The 19,844-nt window shown below is 41.8% G+C and carries 25 protein-coding genes; 13 read left to right on the top strand and 12 right to left on the bottom strand.

Annotated features, from left to right (window positions below; translation table 11 throughout):
* Nucleotides 1-9: 9 nt before the first annotated feature.
* The 3 genes from ACPPVU_RS12805 to ACPPVU_RS12795 all read right to left on the bottom strand — a co-directional run bounded on the left by ACPPVU_RS12805 (nt 10) and on the right by ACPPVU_RS12795 (nt 1,526).
* Entirely contained in the window at nt 10-468 is a 459-nt protein-coding gene (locus ACPPVU_RS12805; RefSeq protein WP_426672101.1) for a hypothetical protein, read from the bottom strand.
* Between the two features lie 10 nt (nt 469-478).
* The gene (locus ACPPVU_RS12800; protein ID WP_426672100.1) at nt 479-808 is read right to left on the bottom strand and encodes a DUF4134 domain-containing protein; all 330 of its coding nucleotides are present in this window, start codon (nt 806-808) and stop codon (nt 479-481) included.
* Nucleotides 809-1,031: 223 nt separating this feature from the next.
* Nucleotides 1,032-1,526, bottom strand: coding sequence for a hypothetical protein (locus ACPPVU_RS12795; protein WP_426672099.1), 495 nt, complete (start codon nt 1,524-1,526; stop codon nt 1,032-1,034).
* 223 nt (nt 1,527-1,749) lie between these two features.
* Between ACPPVU_RS12795 and ACPPVU_RS12790 the strand changes: the two genes are divergently transcribed.
* Nucleotides 1,750-2,775 carry a type IV toxin-antitoxin system AbiEi family antitoxin gene (locus ACPPVU_RS12790; protein ID WP_426672098.1) on the top strand — a complete coding sequence of 342 codons (1,026 nt, stop codon included), beginning with the start codon at nt 1,750-1,752 and terminating at the stop codon, nt 2,773-2,775.
* A 1-nt stretch (nt 2,776) separates the two neighbouring features.
* Nucleotides 2,777-3,535: a hypothetical protein gene (locus ACPPVU_RS12785; RefSeq protein WP_426672097.1), complete on the top strand. Its 759-nt coding sequence runs from the start codon at nt 2,777-2,779 to the stop codon at nt 3,533-3,535.
* Nucleotides 3,536-3,653: 118 nt separating this feature from the next.
* Here ACPPVU_RS12785 and ACPPVU_RS12780 read toward each other — a convergent pair whose 3' ends face one another.
* Nucleotides 3,654-4,343, bottom strand: coding sequence for a hypothetical protein (locus tag ACPPVU_RS12780; protein WP_426672096.1), 690 nt, complete (start codon nt 4,341-4,343; stop codon nt 3,654-3,656).
* Nucleotides 4,344-4,758: 415 nt separating this feature from the next.
* On the opposite strand from ACPPVU_RS12780, the gene ACPPVU_RS12775 reads away from it, so the two are divergent.
* On the top strand, nt 4,759-5,034 hold the full coding sequence (locus ACPPVU_RS12775) for a hypothetical protein (RefSeq protein WP_426672095.1): 276 nt from the start codon (nt 4,759-4,761) through the stop codon (nt 5,032-5,034).
* A 37-nt stretch (nt 5,035-5,071) separates the two neighbouring features.
* Nucleotides 5,072-5,272, top strand: a complete 201-nt coding sequence (locus ACPPVU_RS12770) for a hypothetical protein (RefSeq protein ID WP_426672094.1) — start codon at nt 5,072-5,074, stop codon at nt 5,270-5,272.
* 29 nt (nt 5,273-5,301) lie between these two features.
* Here ACPPVU_RS12770 and ACPPVU_RS12765 read toward each other — a convergent pair whose 3' ends face one another.
* The 4 genes from ACPPVU_RS12765 to ACPPVU_RS12750 all read right to left on the bottom strand — a co-directional run bounded on the left by ACPPVU_RS12765 (nt 5,302) and on the right by ACPPVU_RS12750 (nt 10,855).
* Nucleotides 5,302-5,481 (bottom strand): hypothetical protein, encoded by a 180-nt coding sequence (locus tag ACPPVU_RS12765; RefSeq protein WP_426672093.1) that lies wholly within the window; start codon nt 5,479-5,481, stop codon nt 5,302-5,304.
* A 959-nt stretch (nt 5,482-6,440) separates the two neighbouring features.
* Nucleotides 6,441-9,083 carry a gliding motility-associated C-terminal domain-containing protein gene (locus ACPPVU_RS12760; protein WP_426672092.1) on the bottom strand — a complete coding sequence of 881 codons (2,643 nt, stop codon included), beginning with the start codon at nt 9,081-9,083 and terminating at the stop codon, nt 6,441-6,443.
* A gap of 274 nt (nt 9,084-9,357) precedes the next feature.
* Nucleotides 9,358-9,510, bottom strand: a complete 153-nt coding sequence (locus ACPPVU_RS12755; protein WP_426672091.1) for a hypothetical protein — start codon at nt 9,508-9,510, stop codon at nt 9,358-9,360.
* 13 nt (nt 9,511-9,523) lie between these two features.
* On the bottom strand, nt 9,524-10,855 hold the full coding sequence (locus ACPPVU_RS12750; protein WP_426672090.1) for a PAS domain S-box protein: 1,332 nt from the start codon (nt 10,853-10,855) through the stop codon (nt 9,524-9,526).
* 129 nt (nt 10,856-10,984) lie between these two features.
* Between ACPPVU_RS12750 and ACPPVU_RS12745 the strand changes: the two genes are divergently transcribed.
* Entirely contained in the window at nt 10,985-11,185 is a 201-nt protein-coding gene (locus ACPPVU_RS12745; protein WP_426672089.1) for a hypothetical protein, read from the top strand.
* Between the two features lie 19 nt (nt 11,186-11,204).
* Nucleotides 11,205-11,354: a hypothetical protein gene (locus tag ACPPVU_RS12740; protein ID WP_426672088.1), complete on the top strand. Its 150-nt coding sequence runs from the start codon at nt 11,205-11,207 to the stop codon at nt 11,352-11,354.
* 387 nt (nt 11,355-11,741) lie between these two features.
* Here ACPPVU_RS12740 and ACPPVU_RS12735 read toward each other — a convergent pair whose 3' ends face one another.
* Both ACPPVU_RS12735 and ACPPVU_RS12730 read right to left on the bottom strand, forming a co-directional pair.
* Nucleotides 11,742-11,894 carry a winged helix-turn-helix domain-containing protein gene (locus ACPPVU_RS12735; RefSeq protein ID WP_426672201.1) on the bottom strand — a complete coding sequence of 51 codons (153 nt, stop codon included), beginning with the start codon at nt 11,892-11,894 and terminating at the stop codon, nt 11,742-11,744.
* A gap of 56 nt (nt 11,895-11,950) precedes the next feature.
* Nucleotides 11,951-12,571, bottom strand: coding sequence for a hypothetical protein (locus ACPPVU_RS12730; RefSeq protein ID WP_426672087.1), 621 nt, complete (start codon nt 12,569-12,571; stop codon nt 11,951-11,953).
* A gap of 444 nt (nt 12,572-13,015) precedes the next feature.
* On the opposite strand from ACPPVU_RS12730, the gene ACPPVU_RS12725 reads away from it, so the two are divergent.
* The 7 genes from ACPPVU_RS12725 to ACPPVU_RS12695 are packed head-to-tail and all read left to right on the top strand — an operon-like array spanning nt 13,016 to nt 18,206.
* Nucleotides 13,016-13,975: a hypothetical protein gene (locus ACPPVU_RS12725; RefSeq protein WP_426672086.1), complete on the top strand. Its 960-nt coding sequence runs from the start codon at nt 13,016-13,018 to the stop codon at nt 13,973-13,975.
* A gap of 5 nt (nt 13,976-13,980) precedes the next feature.
* Nucleotides 13,981-14,484, top strand: coding sequence for a hypothetical protein (locus ACPPVU_RS12720; protein ID WP_426672085.1), 504 nt, complete (start codon nt 13,981-13,983; stop codon nt 14,482-14,484).
* Nucleotides 14,481-14,948: a toxin-antitoxin system YwqK family antitoxin gene (locus ACPPVU_RS12715; protein WP_426672084.1), complete on the top strand. Its 468-nt coding sequence runs from the start codon at nt 14,481-14,483 to the stop codon at nt 14,946-14,948. Before ACPPVU_RS12720 ends, ACPPVU_RS12715 begins: the two co-directional genes overlap by 4 nt.
* A 4-nt stretch (nt 14,949-14,952) precedes the next feature.
* Nucleotides 14,953-16,221: a hypothetical protein gene (locus ACPPVU_RS12710; protein ID WP_426672083.1), complete on the top strand. Its 1,269-nt coding sequence runs from the start codon at nt 14,953-14,955 to the stop codon at nt 16,219-16,221.
* Nucleotides 16,209-16,568, top strand: coding sequence for a PulJ/GspJ family protein (locus tag ACPPVU_RS12705; RefSeq protein ID WP_426672082.1), 360 nt, complete (start codon nt 16,209-16,211; stop codon nt 16,566-16,568). The genes ACPPVU_RS12710 and ACPPVU_RS12705 overlap by 13 nt, the downstream gene beginning before the upstream one ends.
* Nucleotides 16,565-17,071, top strand: coding sequence for a PulJ/GspJ family protein (locus tag ACPPVU_RS12700; protein ID WP_426672081.1), 507 nt, complete (start codon nt 16,565-16,567; stop codon nt 17,069-17,071). Before ACPPVU_RS12705 ends, ACPPVU_RS12700 begins: the two co-directional genes overlap by 4 nt.
* On the top strand, nt 17,058-18,206 hold the full coding sequence (locus ACPPVU_RS12695) for a type II secretion system F family protein (protein ID WP_426672080.1): 1,149 nt from the start codon (nt 17,058-17,060) through the stop codon (nt 18,204-18,206). The genes ACPPVU_RS12700 and ACPPVU_RS12695 overlap by 14 nt, the downstream gene beginning before the upstream one ends.
* A 123-nt stretch (nt 18,207-18,329) precedes the next feature.
* Here ACPPVU_RS12695 and ACPPVU_RS12690 read toward each other — a convergent pair whose 3' ends face one another.
* Nucleotides 18,330-18,959 (bottom strand): porin family protein, encoded by a 630-nt coding sequence (locus ACPPVU_RS12690; protein ID WP_426672079.1) that lies wholly within the window; start codon nt 18,957-18,959, stop codon nt 18,330-18,332.
* A 386-nt stretch (nt 18,960-19,345) separates the two neighbouring features.
* A complete protein-coding gene (locus ACPPVU_RS12685) occupies nt 19,346-19,840 on the bottom strand; it encodes a hypothetical protein (RefSeq protein WP_426672078.1) in 495 nt (164 codons plus the stop codon).
* Between the last annotated feature and the right edge of the window lie 4 nt (nt 19,841-19,844).

Here is a 19,844-nt window from a genome sequence, read left to right as displayed (position 1 = left end):
TTCACTGTTTTATCTTTCCAGGTATTCGGCAATCATGCCCATAACCGCGTATTTCAATTCCCTGCTTTCCTCGTTTTCCTCGCCGAAAGCGAAGACCTCGAAAATGGGTTCGCAGGCGCCGATCAGGTTGATGACCTCATAGGTCAGGATGCCGCTATTTTTCATGAGCAGGTAATCCCCCTCAAATTCTTCTTCCAGCAGCAGGCGCACATATTCAAAGCGCGATGGCCTCAGATCACGGGTAAGCTCTTCGAGGCAGAGCGCTTCAATGACATAGGGCGGGCGGTTTTCTGCCAGGAGGGTTTCGCAGAGTTCCTGCACGGAGTCGACCTTGCTGCGCAGGTAATGCGTCAGGCGATGGTCTTCCTGCAGGGCGATCAGCAGGTCGGGGTGGTTCTGCAGCAGGTAGTCGTGCAGAAGGCTGGTCAGCCGGTTCGCCAGTGATGGTGTTTCCTTATTCTTTTTCATACTTCTGATGTTACATGCCGAAAAAGGATTTTATGATGGTGGCCACCACAACAAGGAAAATGCAGGAGCCGAACCAGGCGGCGGCGACTTTGGAAGTGTCCTGATCGCCGGCGTTCCATTTGGAATACACTTTAACAGCGCCGATCAGGCCGAGGATGGCGCCGATGGCGTACATCAGGTTGGTGCCGGCGTCAAAGTAGCTTCTTACCTGGGTATTGGCCTGGTTAATTCCGGCGTTGCCATCCTGCGCCAGAACGACGGTTAATGCATTTAAGATAATGGTTGTCAACAAAAGAGTTTTAAGGGCGATGCCCTTGAATTTTGTACTGCACGTTTTCATGTTCACTATCGGTTCGTTTAAAAATTCGGGTAATAGGTTCCCTTACCCGCTCCGCACGCACGCGGAGGGGCTTTGGGAATTCTGCTGCCGGCGTTTCCCCTTTTTCGGTTTAGCCCGGATGGCGCTTTGCGCCAGGACGTTCGGTCAGCAGTATATCATGGGTTTTCCGGTGGGCCGGTCTCCCCGCAGGTTAGCGGGGGGCCGGGCCGGATGGGCACGCCTGCTAATCGCTCCACCACTGATCCACGTCTTCTTCGGTCAGCAGGGCTATGCCGGTCTTTTCACACTCGGCGACCACCAGTTGATTGATGGCTGCGCGATGGGCTGAGTTCTTCAGGTTTTGATATTTGCGGAGGAGGACCTTAAGTTTTGGGGGTACCGCGGAGGGCTGGTAGGGCTGTTCGCTGAGGTCTGTAATCCGGGCACGGAGGCCGGTGATTAGCGTTTCGGCTTCGAGGGTGGTGGCATTGGGACCTTCCAGGTGCTGATAAATGCCGGCGGTATTTGGGGTTTCAGGAACGTTTTCGCTTTCTGTGACCATGGCAAAGAATGGATTGGTTTTGTCCGTTGCTGCGGGCTTAAAACTACCGCGACGGAAAAGGTTGGTGATTTCGACGCGATAGCAGCGAAAGCCGACAACGATATAATAAATAATGATGGCAATAGCCAGCCATTCGGCGTAACGTAACCAACTAATGTTGTTAAAAAGAGTGTTCATATGCGTATGTTTTGTTTCAGTTTTTCCGGGTTTATAACCGGTTTGCTGATACAAAACAAGGGCATCGGCGAAGGCGGGAAAAGTCCAAGAAGAGGTTGGAACCGAAGTTGTGGGTCGGGGGATGCAGACCTGTGGGATTTACTCACTGTGCTGCTTTATCTTGGTTATTTTCGCTGTACTAATAATTTGTAATTGTGATTATGTTCATTATATTTGAATGTTCATGAATCATGAACGTAGTATTTTTTTGAACATGAAAGAAGCAGAGATCATCGAAGAAGCAAAGGCGAATTTTGAGAAAATCACCGGCGCGACTGTTATTACGAAATTGTTCCCAAGTCAAAAAGAACCGGCTGACGGATATCTCGAATTGGATTTTGAAGGCCGGAAACAGCGTTTCAACATGGAAGTTAAAAACGAAATACGTAGCCTTCAGATGCAAAAGATAATCAACCAGTTCCAACTGACAGATCTTGACTGGATATTGATCGCTCAATACATCCCCCCTATCGTCAGGGAACAGCTAAAGGAAGATAAAATCAATTACCTCGAAGCTTCCGGCAATTGTTTTATTAAAACCGCTAACTTCTATTTTTTCATTAATGACCGGAAAGTCACCGAAACCAGGCTGCCCAAAGAGGGAAAGTTGTGGAATGCGACCGGACTGAAATTTATTTTCGCCATCCTGTCTGATAAAGCACTGATCAACACCTCTTACAGGCAAATGGCTATTAGTTCGGGTATTGCCCTGGGAAACGTCGGACCTCTTTTAACCGAATTGAAGAATGAAGGCTATTTAATAGCGGGAAAAAACGGAGATCTTCTGGCCAATCAAGAGCTGCTAAGAGATAAATGGGTTGAGCTGTACCCGATGATCCTGCGCCCCAAATTAAGAATAGGCCGGTTCCGTAAACTTGACAAAAATGATCATTGGGAAAAGGCGCAGCATAACGACGTCCTTTGGGGAGGTGAGCCTGCCGGAGCGATAATGACCAAATACCTCAGCCCGGAAACTTTCACGATCTATACCAAAGAAAGCAAAAGCTCAATTATGAAGCAGCACAAACTGATACCTGACGTGGCAGGAAAAGTGGAGGCGTTTCAGCAATTTTGGTCAGATGACTTACAAATCAAACAGCAAAATCCTGCGCTGGTTCCCCCGCTGATAACCTTTGCGGAGCTGGCAACGGACAAGGATAGCAGAAACCAGGAAACCGCAGAGCGAATAAAAACAAACTATTTAAATTGATATGCCGAATCTGATACAACCGGCAATAGCAGAGATGCTTAAAGCATTTGAGGCTACCCTTAAAAAATTTAATATAGACTTTTATGTGGTCGGCGCAGTTGCAAGGGATATCCAGTTGGGGGAATATATTACCGCCAGAAAAACGAATGATGTGGATATAGCTATACGGGTAGGCAATGAAAAGCAATATTCGGTGTTAAAACATGCCCTAACTGATAGTGGCGACTTCGTCGCCCATACCTCTGAGGCTATAAAATTGTTCTATAAAGGAGCTATCGAGTTGGACCTTCTTCCATTCGGCGATATCGAGGATGATAACAGGGAAATTAAGCTTCACGATCCGAAGTTGTTCATTATTAATATGCCCGGTTTTAAAGAGGTATATCCATTTGCGAAGGAAATTGAATTTGAAAACTTGGGAAGCCTCAAAATTTGTAGTCTGGAAGGATTGGTATTTCTTAAACTTATGGCTTATGGCGACAATCCTTCCAGGACAAAGGATATCGCCGATATCGACCATATTCTAATTAATTTTTTTGATATTAATGAAACTGCCGTCTACAATGATCATTATGATCTGATGGAACGTTATCCTACGGAAAACAGGGACTATTTACACTTAGTGGGAGCTCACGCAATCGGTAGACAATTGAGAAAATTTATACTTAAAGACAAATCCCTACATGACCGAATTACCAAAACACTTCAAAAACGGCCAACAAGTCTTTGGCAGGCGATATTGGATGGGATGAACGATTAATTATGTTCATCTTCACTCCGGGGAAACGAATAAAAATACTATTAAAACACGGTGTTGCTTTGATTTTATATCTATTAAACAGGCGCTTGGGCCGGTCGATACTCCCGGACGGGGCTTATTAACTGTACTGCTTTATTTTAGCGATCATTTTTTCCAGCGCGGAAATAGCGGTAACCTTATCAATTTCTTCGGGGTGATAGGTGCTGCTGCGCATGGCGTCCCAGCTTAGTTCCTCTTTGTTTTTGGTAGACAGGAAGGGCACAATGGTTTGGTAAACCAGGCTGAGGGACCGTGCCTCGATCAACCGGGTTTCGTCGGCAGCTTTTATAATCAAGCCCAGCTGGTCGGCGCTCAGATGACATAAAATCTTAAACGGGGACCGTTGGATCGTTTTATTTGAGTGTTGGCTCACCGTGAAGTTTGTTAAATATTTGGCGTAGCGTTCATTGATCGATCTTTCTAAGCTTTCTAAAAGCGTGATCAGCATTTGATAACCGCTGTGCCAGGGGTTGAGAAACTGTTCCCCGAGGTGGTCGTCTAACTGTTTCTTGAGGTGGTTTATAACTGTCAGGTATTGATCGATGGTGACTTTAATATGTTCATCGCTGACAAGGCAAAAAGTCTGGCTTTTGAGTTGCGCCCAGGTTTTGTCACATTCACCGGCGAACCGGTCTTTCAGGTCAGCGAATTTTGATCCTAACAGGTCTGCTGTCTGCGGACTGGCTTTGGGGTTCAATTGAACTTCGACGATTTCATCCAGCAGCGCGAAGGGATATTCAGTCTGATATATCATAACCTTGTTTTTCATACCCATAGGGTGATGGTTGATATGGGTTTAAGCTCAAATAGAACAAATACGATGGCATCAAAACAGTTACAAAAGGGTATTATACCCTTTCATACCTTTTCAATTCAACTATATAATGTTTTTAACGCCAATGGCATTGTTTATATCGAGGGTAACCTTCAGGGCGAGCGGAATGTCACGCGGTTACTGAAACATAGGTAATTTACGCTGACTAAGCAATTGCTCTGCATCGATGAAAACAGACATCAAAAAAAAAACAGGAATAACGGCGGTAAAAGGTTTACTTTGCTCCAGCCTCCGCAAAATTTCTATTACAAATTCGCCAATCGATTTTTATAGCGGGATTACAAAATTATACGCATCGCCCTTTTCCTTGTGAGCAATACTAAAACTTCCTTCATTAAAATTAACCAACTTGAAACCGGCAGGGGCCTTTTTAGCGGCACGGGATATAATTGCCGACGAGATCAACGATCATATCAACCTTTATAGTGGACGGCTGGCGGGAGCATTTTCAACCCTCGCTAAAAGCTTGTTGCAACGTGCTGGCACAATACTTTTTTGCAGGGCCACTGGTAATAAATTCGACGAAGACGAAGCCGGAGAATTTGCCGACGAAATAAAAAAACTGCGGGTAACGGAGGCACTGCCCATAGCCAAACTTTTCCCCCCTGTTATCCTAACTTATTGAAACAGAAGATCGGCTTATTTCAACGCCTGCATCAATATTGGAGAAGAAGGCAGGTATACAGGCGTTTGAAAAATTTAACTACGTCAACACAGTAAACATCCTCGCAGGCGGCGATGTAACAAAATGGGCCGATATACTCGCCCTCCCCTATGAGCGAATCCTAACAAAACTTTTGTTGAATAAAACAGAAGCGGGATATCAGAGAAAGTATCAAGAATTGCTGAATGGTCAGCGGTAATTTCTTCAGGTCTAGCTTTTACCTATGACTCATTTGTTTAATAAAACCAGTTCTCTCACTTTATTTATTAAAAACTGAGTTTCTTGTATATGGTGTTCTTGAAGATTTTTAAATCTCTCTTCCCAATTAAGATTAGGATCGTCTTTATATCTGGGGACCTTTATCCATTGATATGTATTTAATATTGCTTCTTTTTCTGTCGTATCCATTGCTTGGGAATTGTTGCTTTAAAGTACAAAATAACATTAAATAAATTCTTATTATAAGCTATGTTCTTTAACTCTGAAAACTCTGATTCAGACAACAACTAATCACCGATCACCAACCCCATGCCCATATACAACCAAATCGAAGCGGTCTCGCAATCGCTTACAGAACAACCCACCTTTATTTACGGCACTGTCAACGAGAAATTCTCCACTAAAAATAATAAATCAATTATATTCAAATCAAATAGTTGAAAAAAGATTGATGATGATAAAAAAGAAGGGAAAGTGATAAAAAATTGTGCTTGCCCAGTCCTGGATCCCCAGACTTAATTCGAACCACTTGGTGGATCAATTATGGTTTTGAGTCAATTGCAGATACCTTAATAGAGATTCGATTCCCCTTGACGAGATGTACTGCCTGCAAAAATAAAAATGCGTCCCGTATCTCATCCCGGGACGCATTCAATACCATTGCTGATATTGGATCAACTAAACCGTATAATTATTTATAAGTCCATTTGCTGTTGTGACTATTGCAGTAGTGAAAGACGGATCACCTCAATCAGCCCTGGCATTCAGATATCGTTTTTTCAAATACGTTATTTATGATACTTTTCACTTTCCAACAGGCTTAAGGCTGATAGCTTTGTTTACACGGTTGAAAGTTCAAGATAATCTGGAATTGGTGGCTATTTCAGCGCAGCTTCGAGCAAGATGAAATAGTATTTTCGGGTTCGAATCCCCTTAGTAGCCCGTAGAAATTCGAACCCTCGTCCAAACATGGCTCAATGCAGGCTTTCTACATGCTTAGCTTCCGTTAAATGTCGGGACGGGGAAGGGCAGTTGCTTGCCTGTACCGTCTTTTAAGTGCATTGTTTAGCCAGCCGTTCGCACCATTTACCAAGCAATTTTCGTTTTTGGATGCTCCGGTGGTCGATCCACCAGATGAGCAGTAGCTTTCAGTAAAGAATGGTTAGCGAACCACTATAGGTCTGACTATTGTTCTTTGCATTTATGACGTAATAAAAGACCCCTTGCGGTAATTTCTTTCCGTGGTATTCGCCATTCCATGGAGTGCCATATCCTCTGCTTTGATAAACCTGCTGTCCGTAACGATCGAATATCCTGACTAAAACCGTTGGATCATAAGCCAGCCCTGATATGTCCCAGGTATCATTGATCCCATCCCCATTAGGCGTAAAGGCATTGGGGATCACCACATCCGGGCATTCATCCGTTACCTGTATTTCCTGCGTAGCCTGGCAACCGTTATTATCTGTAACTATTAGGGTCACTTTTTGTGGACGGTCTGCTGTATAACTTTCTGATCCGTTTTGCCCGTTCCAGGTATAAGAAGCAAATCCTGCAGGGGCCGTAATCGTGACTGTTTTGTGCGACGCCATGCATATACCTACATTTTGAATATTCAAAACAGGGTTCGTGAAAAACTGTATGCTGGTGCTGGCTTCAGCCACACATCCCGCAGGTGTTGTTACAGTCGCCGTATATGTCCCCGAACTACTAACCGTTATCTGATCGCCACTATCCCCGGTCGACCATTTTACGGTACCTGCATCATAGGTTACTTTCAGGTCAACTGTTTGCCCGTCGCACAGCGTAGTCTTGACTATCTTTTGTATACTAACTGTCGGCAGCGGATCAAATTGTACGGATTGCACTGCCGAAGTTTGCGTACAGTTTGTCCCATCAGTGTTTACCTGATTGTTGACAATTGAAACGGTATAACTTCCGGCAATAGCTGTATTCAGCGTTACCTGGTTAATACTGGCTGTCAATAATAAACCATCCCTATACCAGTTAATGGTGTAATCCGGATTTTGAGGCACGGCAACGGAAAGCGTTGCATTATCGCCTATACAATAACCGGGTTTATCAGCGGTGATCACAGGGACTGGCAGGTCGATCAAATCTACCTGCACTTCTTTGGATGGCACCCAGGAGTCTTCACATGCGCTTACTTCCACTTTATACTTTCCTGATTGCAGTACAGATAAGGATTGGTTCACAACGCCATTCAATGTGTCATTCTTATACCATCTGTATTGATAAGAAGGGTCGCCAACGGCTTTAAGGGTAAGGGCTTGTCCCTTACAATACTGCAAGTTGTCCGGGTAGTTGAACGTAAACACCGGGCCTGCAACAACTTGTACCTGCAGATGATTGCTCTCCATATGGATATTCTCACAGGGGTCGTACAGCACGGCGTAATAGTCCCCCGTTGTGTTGATGACCAATGAGTCTTTACTGGCAGCCGGCAGTTCATTACCGGCTTTGTACCATTGGATCGAATTGCCGGAATATAAATCCGTATTGATCATAGCAGTGACACTGCTGACTGTGCATATTTTGACGGAGGACAGGCTATCGGCACGTCCTTTAAAACCTATAACTTCAAATTGCCCGCTGCTCAGGTATTTGGCATAATCAGGTTTGATCAGGTAAAGCCCGTTATCGCAGGCTACCCACACCCCGTCCTCACAGATGGAAGGAGACTTTGAAACCAAATTGGTACAGATATCATTTACCCGGATAGTGCCCAGTTCATCATAATGGAACAGGGAGAATTTGCGCAAACCATTGCCATAGCCCCCAACCGTTTCAAAGTTATTGAACAGGGTGTTGCTGAAATATAAACCCTGATCCGTGCCGACCAGTAAATTTTGCTTCACCAATCCCGGGTTCCCAAAAAACTGGTCGCTGCCGAAAGTGCTCAAACCAAATATATCCGTGATCTTGTTTACCTGAATATTATTCAGATAGTGCTCATGGGCTGATACCGAAGTGTAACTGTAATCCCTGTTCACCTGTGACAGACCTTTTTCTGTACCCCAGAACATATCTGTACCGTAAGCGTATGAGTCATTATTAAATCCATAAGGCACATAAAATGCCGTTTTTAAATTATTGCCGAATGTTTGGGCATTAAGCCAGACATATTCATTGAAAAATGTTTGCTGATCAGCGAATTGAACCGGGTAATACGTAATCGTATCAGGATAATTGCTGTAATTAATGCCCGAATACAAATCCCTGCGGTAAGTGGCTTCAAATACCTGGCTATAAACGGGGTTCAAACCCGGGCTTGAAACGCGGCTATCCATATTGTACCGGTACAAACCATTCACTGTACCGATCAGCAAAATATGCCCGAATGCGGGGCTTGAACTTTCATCCACCCTACCTGCATAATCAACCCCCACGGAGGTTACTGTATGATTACCAATTAGCGCAGGATCGATTAAATTGATATTCCCGTTTTGATATTGTATGACATTGGGCGACTGGGTGGCAATATACACCGTATCCTTACTACGCCCTGCAATATCAATAAACTGCAGGTTATTATAGGCCGCAAACAGCGGGGTATAATTGTCAACGGCCTGAGTCAGGCTGTTGATGCGGTAAACCTCATTGTTTTTGGCGAGTACCCATAAGTAAGGGTCGTTAAAATCCCGTTTAACTTTCAGTACGGTTTTACCCTGTAAAAACCGGGCATTCAGATGAAAATCAACATCCTGCTGGCAATAAACCCTTAAAGACACGAACAATAAAATCAGAAGCAGGAATTGTCGGATATGCATTGCAATAGCTTAGGCAGTCCGAAGATAGTGATTAGGGTTAAGAAAACGGATAAAACTATCTCAAATAATAGCAAAATTGTCAATGGGTTGAGCATTAGATTACCGCGTAGATAAAACCGATCTGAACACAAACCTAGCGCGCAGGAACCTTCAAGCGCCAAAGAGGAAAGTATGCCGGAAGGCGTGATCGACTCAGGGTACGCGGATTTTATCCTGAACCCCAAAAAGATGCCGGAGCGTATCATCAGGATCGTTAAGGCATTTAAGCAATGATCTATCCATTCCAGTTTGCTGATATCAAACCACTATCCAGCGCCTTGTGCAGGAACCGGCACTTCATTTTTTCAGGACTACTGCTTTCACGCGATAGCAGTCCAGAGATAGCCCAAGCCGCTACAGGAGACCAGTGCATACAATTGGTTCTCATCAATAATCGTTCTTTAAGGGTCGATCAGGTCGTCTGTCAATACAGTAATGTCCAGTATCACTTTGTCCAACTCTTCTGCAGCTTTTTTCAGTCTGGAGATGATCCCGGCGTCGGTTGAATCCTCCAGGTTGATAAGCTGGGTAAGTCCAAGGATATTGGCCACCGGTGCACGTACCCGGTGCGATTGTATCCAGGCGATCTCCCGCAAGCGCTCGTTTTGCTTTTCGATCCTTTGCAGGTACTGTTGTGGCTCGGTGATATCGCGCAGAAAACAGTTTACGCCGATTACATCTTCATGCAGATCACGGATCGGATTAAAACTCAGTTCCTCGAAACGCATCCGGCCGTCTATCTCACGCTGGCGTACTACACTAAAGGCCTCACCCTTAAAAGCCCGGTTATAACTGTCGAGCAAAAGATTCATATTCTCTTGTTCAAAATCGGCGTTGGTAACATCCGCTTCTTTTTTTCCGGTAAGTTGTTGTACCCTGTCCCAAAAAGCCTGGTTACCGGTGATGATATGGAAATCTTTGTCCACCGACCAGATCAGGTCACGGGTATTATTAATGATCGCCAGGAGGTTCTGCCCGTCGTTGTAGATCTTTTCCTGTATCCTTTTTTGTTCCGTAATATCCACAAAATAGACCGCGATTCCATCTTTCGTCGGGTATACGTTCATAGAGCCCCATACCCCCAGCGGCGCGTATAATTCTTCAAAATGCACGCTGATCCTTTCGGTCATGGCCCGCTCATACTCGGCATAGAACCGGCCTTCCCGGGAACGCGGAAAAAAATCCCAGAGGTTTTTGCCGGTTACTTCCTCTTTTGTGCAGGAAAGCGCCTGTTCCGCGGCCTTGTTAATAAACGTGACCTCCCAGCGGCTATTCAGCGCGTAAAATCCGTCCGTTATGCTGTCGAGTATATTTTCCAGCTCTGCGGATTTTTCCCTCATGATCATTTCTGCCTTGATTTTTTCGTCAATGTTAACGATCAGTACTTGCCTGGCAGGCCTGTCCTCGAAGACGGTGTCATTCATGTAAACGCGTACATAAAACGTTTGGCCTTCCTTGTTCCGGTGCAGCCAGCGGCCTGCGTCCAGGTGATTTTCGGGAATAGCTTCATGGAACTTCAGCAGGCCGGGGACTTCTTCCTGAGGCCGTATATCGGTGATCTTCAGGTTAAGGAACTCTTCCCGGGTGTAGCCGTACTGTTCAATTGCTGCATTATTAATCGCAAGGAACCGGAAAGTGAGCTTGTCATAGATATACATAGGGATAGGGAGGCCATCGAATAAACGGCTGTAATACCCTGTTTCACTTTCCAGGTTTTTCTGCTCCTTCCCCATGGGTTGCAATTTAGGTTTTATTTACAAATTCGGCAACCGCGGTCAGGCTGGATACACCCGCATCCGGCATCAAAATACACTGCTCTAAACATTCATCCAGGCTGGTTGTTAGCTTAAAAAAGAGGAAATATGCCCTGGCACAACGGCAATTACCCGCCATCTTACAAGAACCAACCTAAATATTTGCGCGATAAAGCGGTCGAGATCGCGAACGAAGTCTTGAAATCCACAGGTAACGAAGGCGAAGCCATCGCGACCGGCATCAAGCATGCACGGCTATACTTCGAGGAATACCCGGAAGAAATACCCGTAAGCGAAAGTGAACATTAATTCATTTGTCAGCAGCAGTATGATCAGAAAGCTAAAATCAGGTAAATACCGGATTTATTCCAGGAAAGTAGATCCCAATACAAAAAAGCGCCGGAACCTGGGTACATTCGATTTCATGGAGGAAGCGAAGAAACACGAAGAGGAAATCCAGTATTTCAAGTATCACTGATTATGAGATCACATGCAGATATATAATTTAAATGAACAGATTGTATTCTTAGCATTACATTAGGACTTGCAAATCCGAGACAGGGTCAGTGTAACGCCTTACGCGGCAAAAACAGACAGACCTGTTTTTTTCAATATTCCTAAATTTTATAATGGCTATGATTTCTATATTGTTGATCTCATTGCCAACTATAAATCGTATCTAATGTCCTGAGATTTGCAGTTAAATCTGCATTCAAATATTGGTGAGTAATTCGGTGCGTAGCCAATTTAATACCTACTAAAATACTGTAAGTCATTATGTTGCGAATTGTGTTCGATTTCCCTACGGGCTACAAAATGAAAACCATCCAAATGAGGATGGCATTTTGTTTTTAAGCAGATTCTTCTAAGAGGTAATTTCCAGCTTATATCCTTTTCCGCGTATAACAACAATCTTGCTATTAGGGGCCAATTCCAATTTTTTTCTAAGTTTTGATATGAAGATATCCAGACTACGCCCCACAATAACACCTTCATCTTCCCAAATCTCTTTTTGCAGCCTGATGGAGAAATGAAATCAGAATCGCCTGTTCATATTGTTTATTCAAAGGCAGCTTATATATTGTCAATAAAGTGTTTCTCTTTTAATCTAATTTCGGCGCTTTTCAATTCATTGTTAGCCTTAATCTCCGATGACATATCTGTAAACCATTCCGACTCGTAATTATTGAAGTAGCTGATTTTTAATCCCATAAGGTCATCTATAAAAATTATGCTATTGTTGTTATCAATGATTTTGCAATTCCGAATATCGAAATTCAAGTTATTTGCATTTAAATATTTATGTTCCACTGCCTTGATGACGTAAATTTTTTCCTGTTCGTTTATTGATGGATAACTATGATTTACCAAAAACACTTTGTTTTTATAAAAATGAATTTTAGATCTGTTATCAAGACCATTGATATTCCTTTTATAAACAAAAATGGAGATATCTTTTTCTTGGAAAGCGTATTCGGGATTGCCTTTTGTTCGGATTATGTCTTTAACATTTTTACCAAGTAAATCAGGAAGAATATTAATATCTGTGGGAAGTGACCTTAAGTCAATTTTATTTGAAAAAATATTTATATAATTCTCAAGTTCAATATATTGTTCCAAAATATTTTCATAATAACCCCTGGATTTAAGGTACTTCTTGTTTGGAAATTTATTAATATTTAAAAACGAAAACATTTTATAGATAGTTAAAAGCTTTTATTTTCTCAGTAATAGCTAACATTCACTTAGGTATTAATTAAGAATTAAAAAGGAATTATTATTCATTAGTTAACACAGAGGGGCTATTTAATGCGCACACAATTGTACGTCAACTTTTCTATTATGTTGCTTAGATTATGAATTATAAGCTAAAATGAACGCTTATTCACCAGTCTTATTAACTAATTGTAAAAATCAAGGTATCACAGTCTGATCTTAGTTGGGAGAATTTACATGAGCACCTTTGTTCGCCGTCACTTCCAACGTCTGAATGAAAGCCAATTGATCAATATGTAATTTACTTTAGTCCATCCCATCAAATATTTGATCTCCAAACAATTAACGGACAATTAAATTTACAAGCACATTTCATGAGTAAAATTCTGTTTTCCATTTGGAAAATTCGTATATTTATTGCTCATGAAACCTTATCTTTTTGCCTGTCTTATTCTCACGTCGCTAGTGGACTTATGTCTATTTTCATCATGCGACGCTATTATTGAACCATCTATTTCAAAAAAAACAGTTCAGCTGCAAGCCCCCACTGACCAATATCAAAGCACAAGCTATACTGTAAATTTTTGGTGGAACGAAGTGGGCAATGCTTTAAGTTATCATCTACAAGTAGTCACCCCGAATTTTGCGGCACCAGGAAGCCTGGTTTTGGACACTATGGTTAAAAAGAACACGTTTTCTTTTAATTTAACACCTGGTTCCTATCAATGGCGGGTAATGGCCGAAAACGGCAGTTCCCAAACCGTATTTACAAACCCAAGAAATTTTACGGTAGCCGCTACATCGATCAAACAACAGTCTGTTCAATTAATAGCACCTGCGAATACCCTGCTTACTAACCAAAACAATATCATTTTTCAATGGGGCAGTTTATATGGGGCAACTAAATACCAACTTGAAATCGATACCAATAATTTTGCGAATGAGACGCTGGCGGTATATAACCAGACTATCCCTGCACAGCAGATCAACTTCAGTTTTCCTAAAGATCAAAATTATCAGTGGCGGGTCAGAGCAGAAAATGATACTGCACAGGCGCAATGGTCAGCTATCAATACGGTCGTATATGATCATACGCCACCAGCTGCAGTAACTCTTTCCTCTCCGGCTGCTGGATCTACTGTGCCCCTGCCGGTCACTTTACAATGGAACCCGGTAAACACAGCGGCTAAGTATAAACTTTATGTTTATCAGGGCGACGGAAGCACGATATATGACCAGAGCTTTCCAATGCTGCTGAACACTACCAGTTACAGTTTTAAGCTGGGAAATTCAGGTGACAAGATCTATTGGATGGTAACTGCAATAGACGCCGCCGGGAACGAAAGCCAGGCAGGTATTCAAAGGAGCTTTATTTTGCAATAAACGTAATGATGAAGGATAAGAAACTTACCTATTTCTTAATTGCAATTGTCTTAAGCGTTTGGGGTATGATCCTTTACCGGGTCTTTAACGCAGTTGATAGTAGTAGCGATACTACGGAACCTATAGTTTACAAACAACAAAAAGAGGCATTTAATGACTTCAGCATACGGGAAGACACTGCCGGGCTCTTACTTAATTATAGAGATCCGTTCGGAATTGTGGCACGCAAAGATACGTTGTCCACAGTAAGTAAGACGACATTTAAACAAACTGCAAGAGTAATGCCGAGACCAACGATAAGCTGGTCGTTTATTAGTTATTCCGGATACATCAGGAACCCTGTGTCAAAGAAATTTGTTGCTTTATTAACTATAAACGGGCAAAATGTAACGCTAACTGAGGGCGAGACCAAAGACAAAGTGAAACTTCTCAAAAACCTGCGTGACTCAATCAAAGTCAGTTATGAGGGTAAAACCAAATTCATCACGATCAAGACCTCTTCTTTATGAAATATGTTATTTTTTTCGTCGTATGCCTCATATCCGTAGTAGCGCATTCTCAGAATCTGCCAGCATACGGATTAGATAAGGTTAGAATCATTCAGCCAAACGAAACCGTTGTTGCCGAAATCGTTCCCATTTCGGGGGAACCCACGGTGAAACCTAAACTATTTTATTACTGGTATAGTGCTAATGCTATTCATTCAAGCCAGGGAGGTTTCAGTGGTAAACTATTGAACGGGCAATACACAACCTATTACCCTGACAAAAATTTAAAAGAACAAGGAAGTTTTAAAAAAGGCCTGAAAGATGGGATATGGAAAAGTTGGAACACGGATGGCACACTTGCGACAATGATCACCTGGAAACGAGGATCCGTGGTAGCCGTCAAAAGTTCCCGCTTTTGGAAAAAAGTGCACTTGTTTGGAAAAAAGAACAAAACACAGGATACCTTGACCAGTAGTAAAAAATAACTTAATGCTCAGAGCCTCCGCATTGTATATGGTCATTGTTATTGCTTTAGTGATTGCTTTGCTCTGCTCGTCATTGATCGTTGTCGCTTATTATTACCGTGCAGAATACCAGAAGAAATTTCGATATGATCAGTTGGAAAACAATCTAAGTTCAGGCATAAATATATTACTCACCAGCACAGACTCCACTTATAGCAAAAAAACAACATTAAGTCTTTTTAACAACGATCAGGACTCGGTCACTCTTAAAAAAATAAATTGGGGGATATTCGACATCGGTGTGGTGAATGCTTTTATACAACACGACACGATTTCCAGGATCTTCAGCATAGGTAATATGGTTGATTCCACCAAATGGTGCGCTTTGTACCTTGCGAACCAGGATCGGCCACTCTCTGTCTCAGGTAAAACGAATATTACAGGCAATGCTTTTATACCTAAAGCCGGGATTAAGAAGGCATATGTAAACAGTCAGGCCTACCAGGGCGATGAGCGACTGATCAATGGAAAAATAAACAACAGTGAAAAGAAATTACCTGCCCTGCAAACAAGTCGTGTGTCAATTTTGCAAAACTATTTGTCAAAAACGGATCAAGCGGCATCTGCAGACAGCAATCTTGTAAACATTGATACAATTCGAAACTCTTTTTCGAAACCAACCCGGATAATTCATTTTGGTAAAAGAGCCGGGGTTATCAAAAATGTATACCTCGAAGGAAATATTATCCTTTTTTCAGATACTACACTCACAATAGATCACACCGCCACGCTGAATAATGTACTGGTCTTTGCCCCGGCAATCGTCGTAAACAGTGCCTTCCGTGGAACTTGTCAACTATTTGCAACCGATTCCATACATGTTCAATCAGATTGTGTATTTAGCTATCCTTCCTGCCTGGGTGTTTTAAACACAAAATCTTCGAAAACAAATCCTTACGTAAAACTCACTTTGGGTAAAAACACTATTTTCAATGGCGCCGTCATTACTTACCGGCAAAATAACGAAGAGATCATGCCTATACTTTTGCTTGATAGCAATGTCCGGGTAACGGGACAAATCTATTCGCAAGGGATGCTCGGGTATAAAAATAATATGCATGTCAACGGAAGCGTTTTTACAAAGCTTTTTACCTACCAAAGCACTTTTAATCTCATGGAAAATACGCTGATCAATGCAAATATCAGTTCCAGAGCACTTTCTTCTTATTACTTATCCAGCGAGTTATTTCCGATTGTATCCAAAAGAAAAAAAATATTACAATGGCTGGAGTAAAATTTGTTTATCCAGGTAAAATTAGGGCATCTACGCTGATCGAGGTGATTGTGGCTATGGTGATCATTGTTCTTGTTTTCGGAATGGCTATGATGATCTTCACCAATGTTACGCGCATGTCGCTTTCAGTTTCAAAAATTCAAGCCGGTGCGCTGCTAAATGAGCGGCTAATCGGCGTCGAAAAAGCAAAACACAAGTTAGACCAGTCCATTGACACGGCCGGCTTCCATATTGAGTTGGACGTAACGCCTTTCGTTGATGATACCTTATTAAATGTTGTCCACCTGACGGCTTATGATTTGAATCAACATAAAGTAGCTGAACTACAAAAATTGATTATCAAATGAGTAAAAACAAGGTAAAGGCATTTACGGTGATGGAGTTGGTAATAACCATGCTGGTCGCAGCAATATTAATGGGTTTTATTTATACTGCTTTCCAGATCATAAACAACTCCTACCGTGCCTTTCATCAAAAGAACGAAGGAATAGCAACGCTGGAGCGATTAGACGAACTATTAAAAAAAGACTTTGGCAAAGCTGAATTCATTGAAAAAACAAGTGATGGAATAATATTGAAAAGGAAAACAGATACCGTCCGGTATACATTTAGCCCTGGCTATATTCTCCGTATCTCATCGATAGTCGATACTTTGAAGTTGAAAAATGCGGACGTATCCACTTTGTTCGGACAATTACCTGTGGACGGGCAAGGCTTGAGCGAAGAAGATAACCGCATTGATGAATTAGATGTCAGCCTGCTTATTGAAAATGAAAAAGTAACCTATCAATATCATAAAGAATATAGTTCAGCAAACCTAATCAACAGACAAACAGATGCCATCAATTGACCTCAGCAGGTATGAAAAAAAGAAAGCTGCTAAACCCTCCAATAAAGAAGGTGAAGGCGGCCTGATCGCACTATTTAACAAGGACATCAGTTTTGGCGGGAAAGAGTTAAATGACAAAAAGAAAGAAGCATTTTACCTGGAGCTCAGTTCCCTTTTACTGGCTGGTATCAACCTGAAAAGCAGCCTTGAGCTGATCACTTCTGACCAGGAAAAAGCGGCAGATCAGGTTCTGTTCAAAACAATTCAGGATTCTATTATAAAAGGCGGCGCCTTATCGGATGCATTGCAGGGCACGAATAAATTTTCTTTGTATGAAGTATACAGCCTGCAAATCGGCGAGGAGACGGGTAAACTGACAGAGGTATTACAGGACCTGGCCCGATTTTATCAAAACAAGATTAAACAGCGCCGCAAGATCGTTTCTGCGGTCACCTACCCCTGTGTTGTCATGTCCACTTCTTTAGGTGCAGTGTTTTTCATGTTAAAATTTGTGGTACCAATGTTCGGCGATGTTTTTAAAAGATTTGGAGGTCACTTGCCCTGGATCACCGAGAAAATAATTGCTATCTCGCAGGTACTGGAAAATAATTTCTGGCGGGTATTTATTTTAATCTTGTTATTATCGGCCTTTATTTTCAGTGCAAGAAACACTGAACGTTTCAGGCAACTGTCTTCCAGATTAATATTAAAGATACCGGTGGTTGGAAACCTTGTACAAAAGATCTATTTAGCCAGATTTTGTAATTCAATGAGGCTGCTCATCAACGCCCGTATACCCCTCCTTCGAGCCATTTCGTTAAGTAAGCAAATGATCGGCTATTATCCCGTTGAATCCACCTTACAGAAAGTGGAGGAGGATATCATGCAAGGAAAATCCCTGCATCAAAGTCTACAGCAATTCAGCATTTACCCTTCTAAACTTATCCAGTTAATCAAAGTTGGTGAGGAAACCAACCAACTTGATTATTTTTTTGCGCGGGTATCTGAGCAATACATTGAAGAAGTGGAATACAGAACTTCGACGTTGAGCAGCATGATGGAACCGCTAATTATCATTTTCCTGGGGTTGATCGTAGGAGTAATATTAATTTCAATGTATTTACCATTATTTCAAATGAGCAATAGTTTTCAATAATGCGCTAAATGAATATAACGTCAATACCTTCCCGGCATCTTTAAAGCTTTAGCATTAATTTTCTAAATTAATGCTAAAAAGTAGGATTGGATCAACCAGGATAATTATCTCAGGAAGCAAGTGTTAAAATAAATATCCAACTGAAATACCTATCACGCGGTTTCTAATCGTCAAGCCTTCCTCCCGGGATAAATTACCCAGGCCCAAACCGTAGTTGGCATCAATCAGTATTTTCTTGGACAGTTCGATACCTGCTACAAAATTGACCCCATAATCCGGATTTTTATAACCATTACTGTCAAAATGTACCGTATAAGTGGGGAACGAGCCGGGTTCAGTTCCATGTCCGGAAATCCCATAAGCGAGATATGGACCGCCGCCAAAGTAAATATTAACCACAGGTCCAGCCTTTATGTGGTATAATAAATTCACCGGAACTTCAATATAGTTCAAGACTTCTTTGGCATTAAACGTACCTCGATCTACACCGGTCTGCATCTCCAGATTTACTGGTGTTACTTGGCCTTTAGTAGTAAAAAACAATCCTGGTTGTATAGAAAAGTTTTTTAATCCGATATCGATAATTACACCTGCATGAAAGCCGGTCAGGTTTTTAGTATCTACGGAACCTGATGGATTTATTGATTGATTGGATAAATTTAGTCCCGCTTTGATGCCGAAGTTAAGTGATTGAGCAAAGCCGATTGTAATTGTTGCCGAAAACAGGCAAATGGTTAGTAGAATTTTTTTCATGAGTAAAGTTTAAGTTCTGCAAGATAACATTTGCTACATTACTTACCAAATCGATTAAGAATTTGCTTGGTTTGAATGCTATTTCCTTGAATAAGAGTGTTGAATATTTAAGGAAAGGCATTTTTAGGACTGCCTAGTTAATATTGTTGAAAATCTACGTCCGTGATTAAAAAATCGCGCATAGACGCCGTTTGGGCCATTGGTGACAATTCGTTAGTAGTTGCTTGGTATTTTTTGCCAGAACATACTAATATTACAGGCCAACGTCTCCTATTTATGAGTGGGTACTGGAATCGCCCCGTTTTTTGTATGCGGTAAATATTAAAGTTCACTTCCGACCTGCCTGCAGCAATCGTTTTAATTGCCGCAGATCATGGGAGCTATTTTTATAATTTAGTTGCGTCTGGCCTTGATGACACTTTATAGTAATCCTCATCATTTATTTTTATGTGATTGGGCTTAATGACAATAAGATCGACAGGATCTTTTATTTCTTTTGGCCCATTAATGAAAACTTCGTTTGGAATTATGTCCTTATATAAAAATATTCCAGATTCTACCTCTGGAGTAGCTACATCTATGTTTGCGTTATCTACCAATAACCTTGATATAATTGTAAAATACATCTTATTTTTATCTAGGCGGTAACGCCCCTTTAGGCCCCGGGTCGATACTAAGTCATCACCTAGTTTACCATTGTTGAAGAAAAAATGGCCGTTTTTAAAAAAAACAAAGCTTTGGTTCAATTGATCGCCAACCGTAGGTGAACCATACTGCCAAACGCCTACTAGATTTTGTACTGTTATTAATTGTTGGGCAAATAATTGTTTGCCGAAACAAAGATTTGTTATTAATGAAAGAATAAAGAATAGTTTTTTCATATTT

The organism is Mucilaginibacter sp. McL0603, assembly GCF_049992945.1.
Lineage (GTDB): Bacteria > Bacteroidota > Bacteroidia > Sphingobacteriales > Sphingobacteriaceae > Mucilaginibacter.
This window is presented reverse-complemented; position numbering and strand designations above follow the sequence as displayed.

Excerpts from the sequence above, each read along its gene's own strand:
- ACPPVU_RS12705 (WP_426672082.1), top strand. The coding sequence starts at position 16,209 with ATGGCTGGAGTAAAATTTGTTTATCCAGGTAAAATTAGGGCATCTACG.
- ACPPVU_RS12805 (WP_426672101.1), bottom strand. The coding sequence starts at position 468 with ATGAAAAAGAATAAGGAAACACCATCACTGGCGAACCGGCTGACCAGC.
- ACPPVU_RS12730 (WP_426672087.1), bottom strand. The coding sequence starts at position 12,571 with ATGTTTTCGTTTTTAAATATTAATAAATTTCCAAACAAGAAGTACCTT.
- ACPPVU_RS12785 (WP_426672097.1), top strand. The coding sequence starts at position 2,777 with ATGCCGAATCTGATACAACCGGCAATAGCAGAGATGCTTAAAGCATTT.
- ACPPVU_RS12750 (WP_426672090.1), bottom strand. The coding sequence starts at position 10,855 with ATGGGGAAGGAGCAGAAAAACCTGGAAAGTGAAACAGGGTATTACAGC.
- ACPPVU_RS12795 (WP_426672099.1), bottom strand. The coding sequence starts at position 1,526 with ATGAACACTCTTTTTAACAACATTAGTTGGTTACGTTACGCCGAATGG.
- ACPPVU_RS12790 (WP_426672098.1), top strand. The coding sequence starts at position 1,750 with ATGAATCATGAACGTAGTATTTTTTTGAACATGAAAGAAGCAGAGATC.
- ACPPVU_RS12695 (WP_426672080.1), top strand. The coding sequence starts at position 17,058 with ATGCCATCAATTGACCTCAGCAGGTATGAAAAAAAGAAAGCTGCTAAA.
- ACPPVU_RS12720 (WP_426672085.1), top strand. The coding sequence starts at position 13,981 with ATGATGAAGGATAAGAAACTTACCTATTTCTTAATTGCAATTGTCTTA.
- ACPPVU_RS12715 (WP_426672084.1), top strand. The coding sequence starts at position 14,481 with ATGAAATATGTTATTTTTTTCGTCGTATGCCTCATATCCGTAGTAGCG.
- ACPPVU_RS12755 (WP_426672091.1), bottom strand. The coding sequence starts at position 9,510 with ATGAGAACCAATTGTATGCACTGGTCTCCTGTAGCGGCTTGGGCTATC.
- ACPPVU_RS12700 (WP_426672081.1), top strand. The coding sequence starts at position 16,565 with ATGAGTAAAAACAAGGTAAAGGCATTTACGGTGATGGAGTTGGTAATA.
- ACPPVU_RS12760 (WP_426672092.1), bottom strand. The coding sequence starts at position 9,083 with ATGCATATCCGACAATTCCTGCTTCTGATTTTATTGTTCGTGTCTTTA.
- ACPPVU_RS12800 (WP_426672100.1), bottom strand. The coding sequence starts at position 808 with ATGAAAACGTGCAGTACAAAATTCAAGGGCATCGCCCTTAAAACTCTT.
- ACPPVU_RS12685 (WP_426672078.1), bottom strand. The coding sequence starts at position 19,840 with ATGAAAAAACTATTCTTTATTCTTTCATTAATAACAAATCTTTGTTTC.
- ACPPVU_RS12745 (WP_426672089.1), top strand. The coding sequence starts at position 10,985 with ATGCCCTGGCACAACGGCAATTACCCGCCATCTTACAAGAACCAACCT.
- ACPPVU_RS12780 (WP_426672096.1), bottom strand. The coding sequence starts at position 4,343 with ATGAAAAACAAGGTTATGATATATCAGACTGAATATCCCTTCGCGCTG.
- ACPPVU_RS12710 (WP_426672083.1), top strand. The coding sequence starts at position 14,953 with ATGCTCAGAGCCTCCGCATTGTATATGGTCATTGTTATTGCTTTAGTG.
- ACPPVU_RS12725 (WP_426672086.1), top strand. The coding sequence starts at position 13,016 with ATGAAACCTTATCTTTTTGCCTGTCTTATTCTCACGTCGCTAGTGGAC.
- ACPPVU_RS12740 (WP_426672088.1), top strand. The coding sequence starts at position 11,205 with ATGATCAGAAAGCTAAAATCAGGTAAATACCGGATTTATTCCAGGAAA.
- ACPPVU_RS12690 (WP_426672079.1), bottom strand. The coding sequence starts at position 18,959 with ATGAAAAAAATTCTACTAACCATTTGCCTGTTTTCGGCAACAATTACA.
- ACPPVU_RS12765 (WP_426672093.1), bottom strand. The coding sequence starts at position 5,481 with ATGGATACGACAGAAAAAGAAGCAATATTAAATACATATCAATGGATA.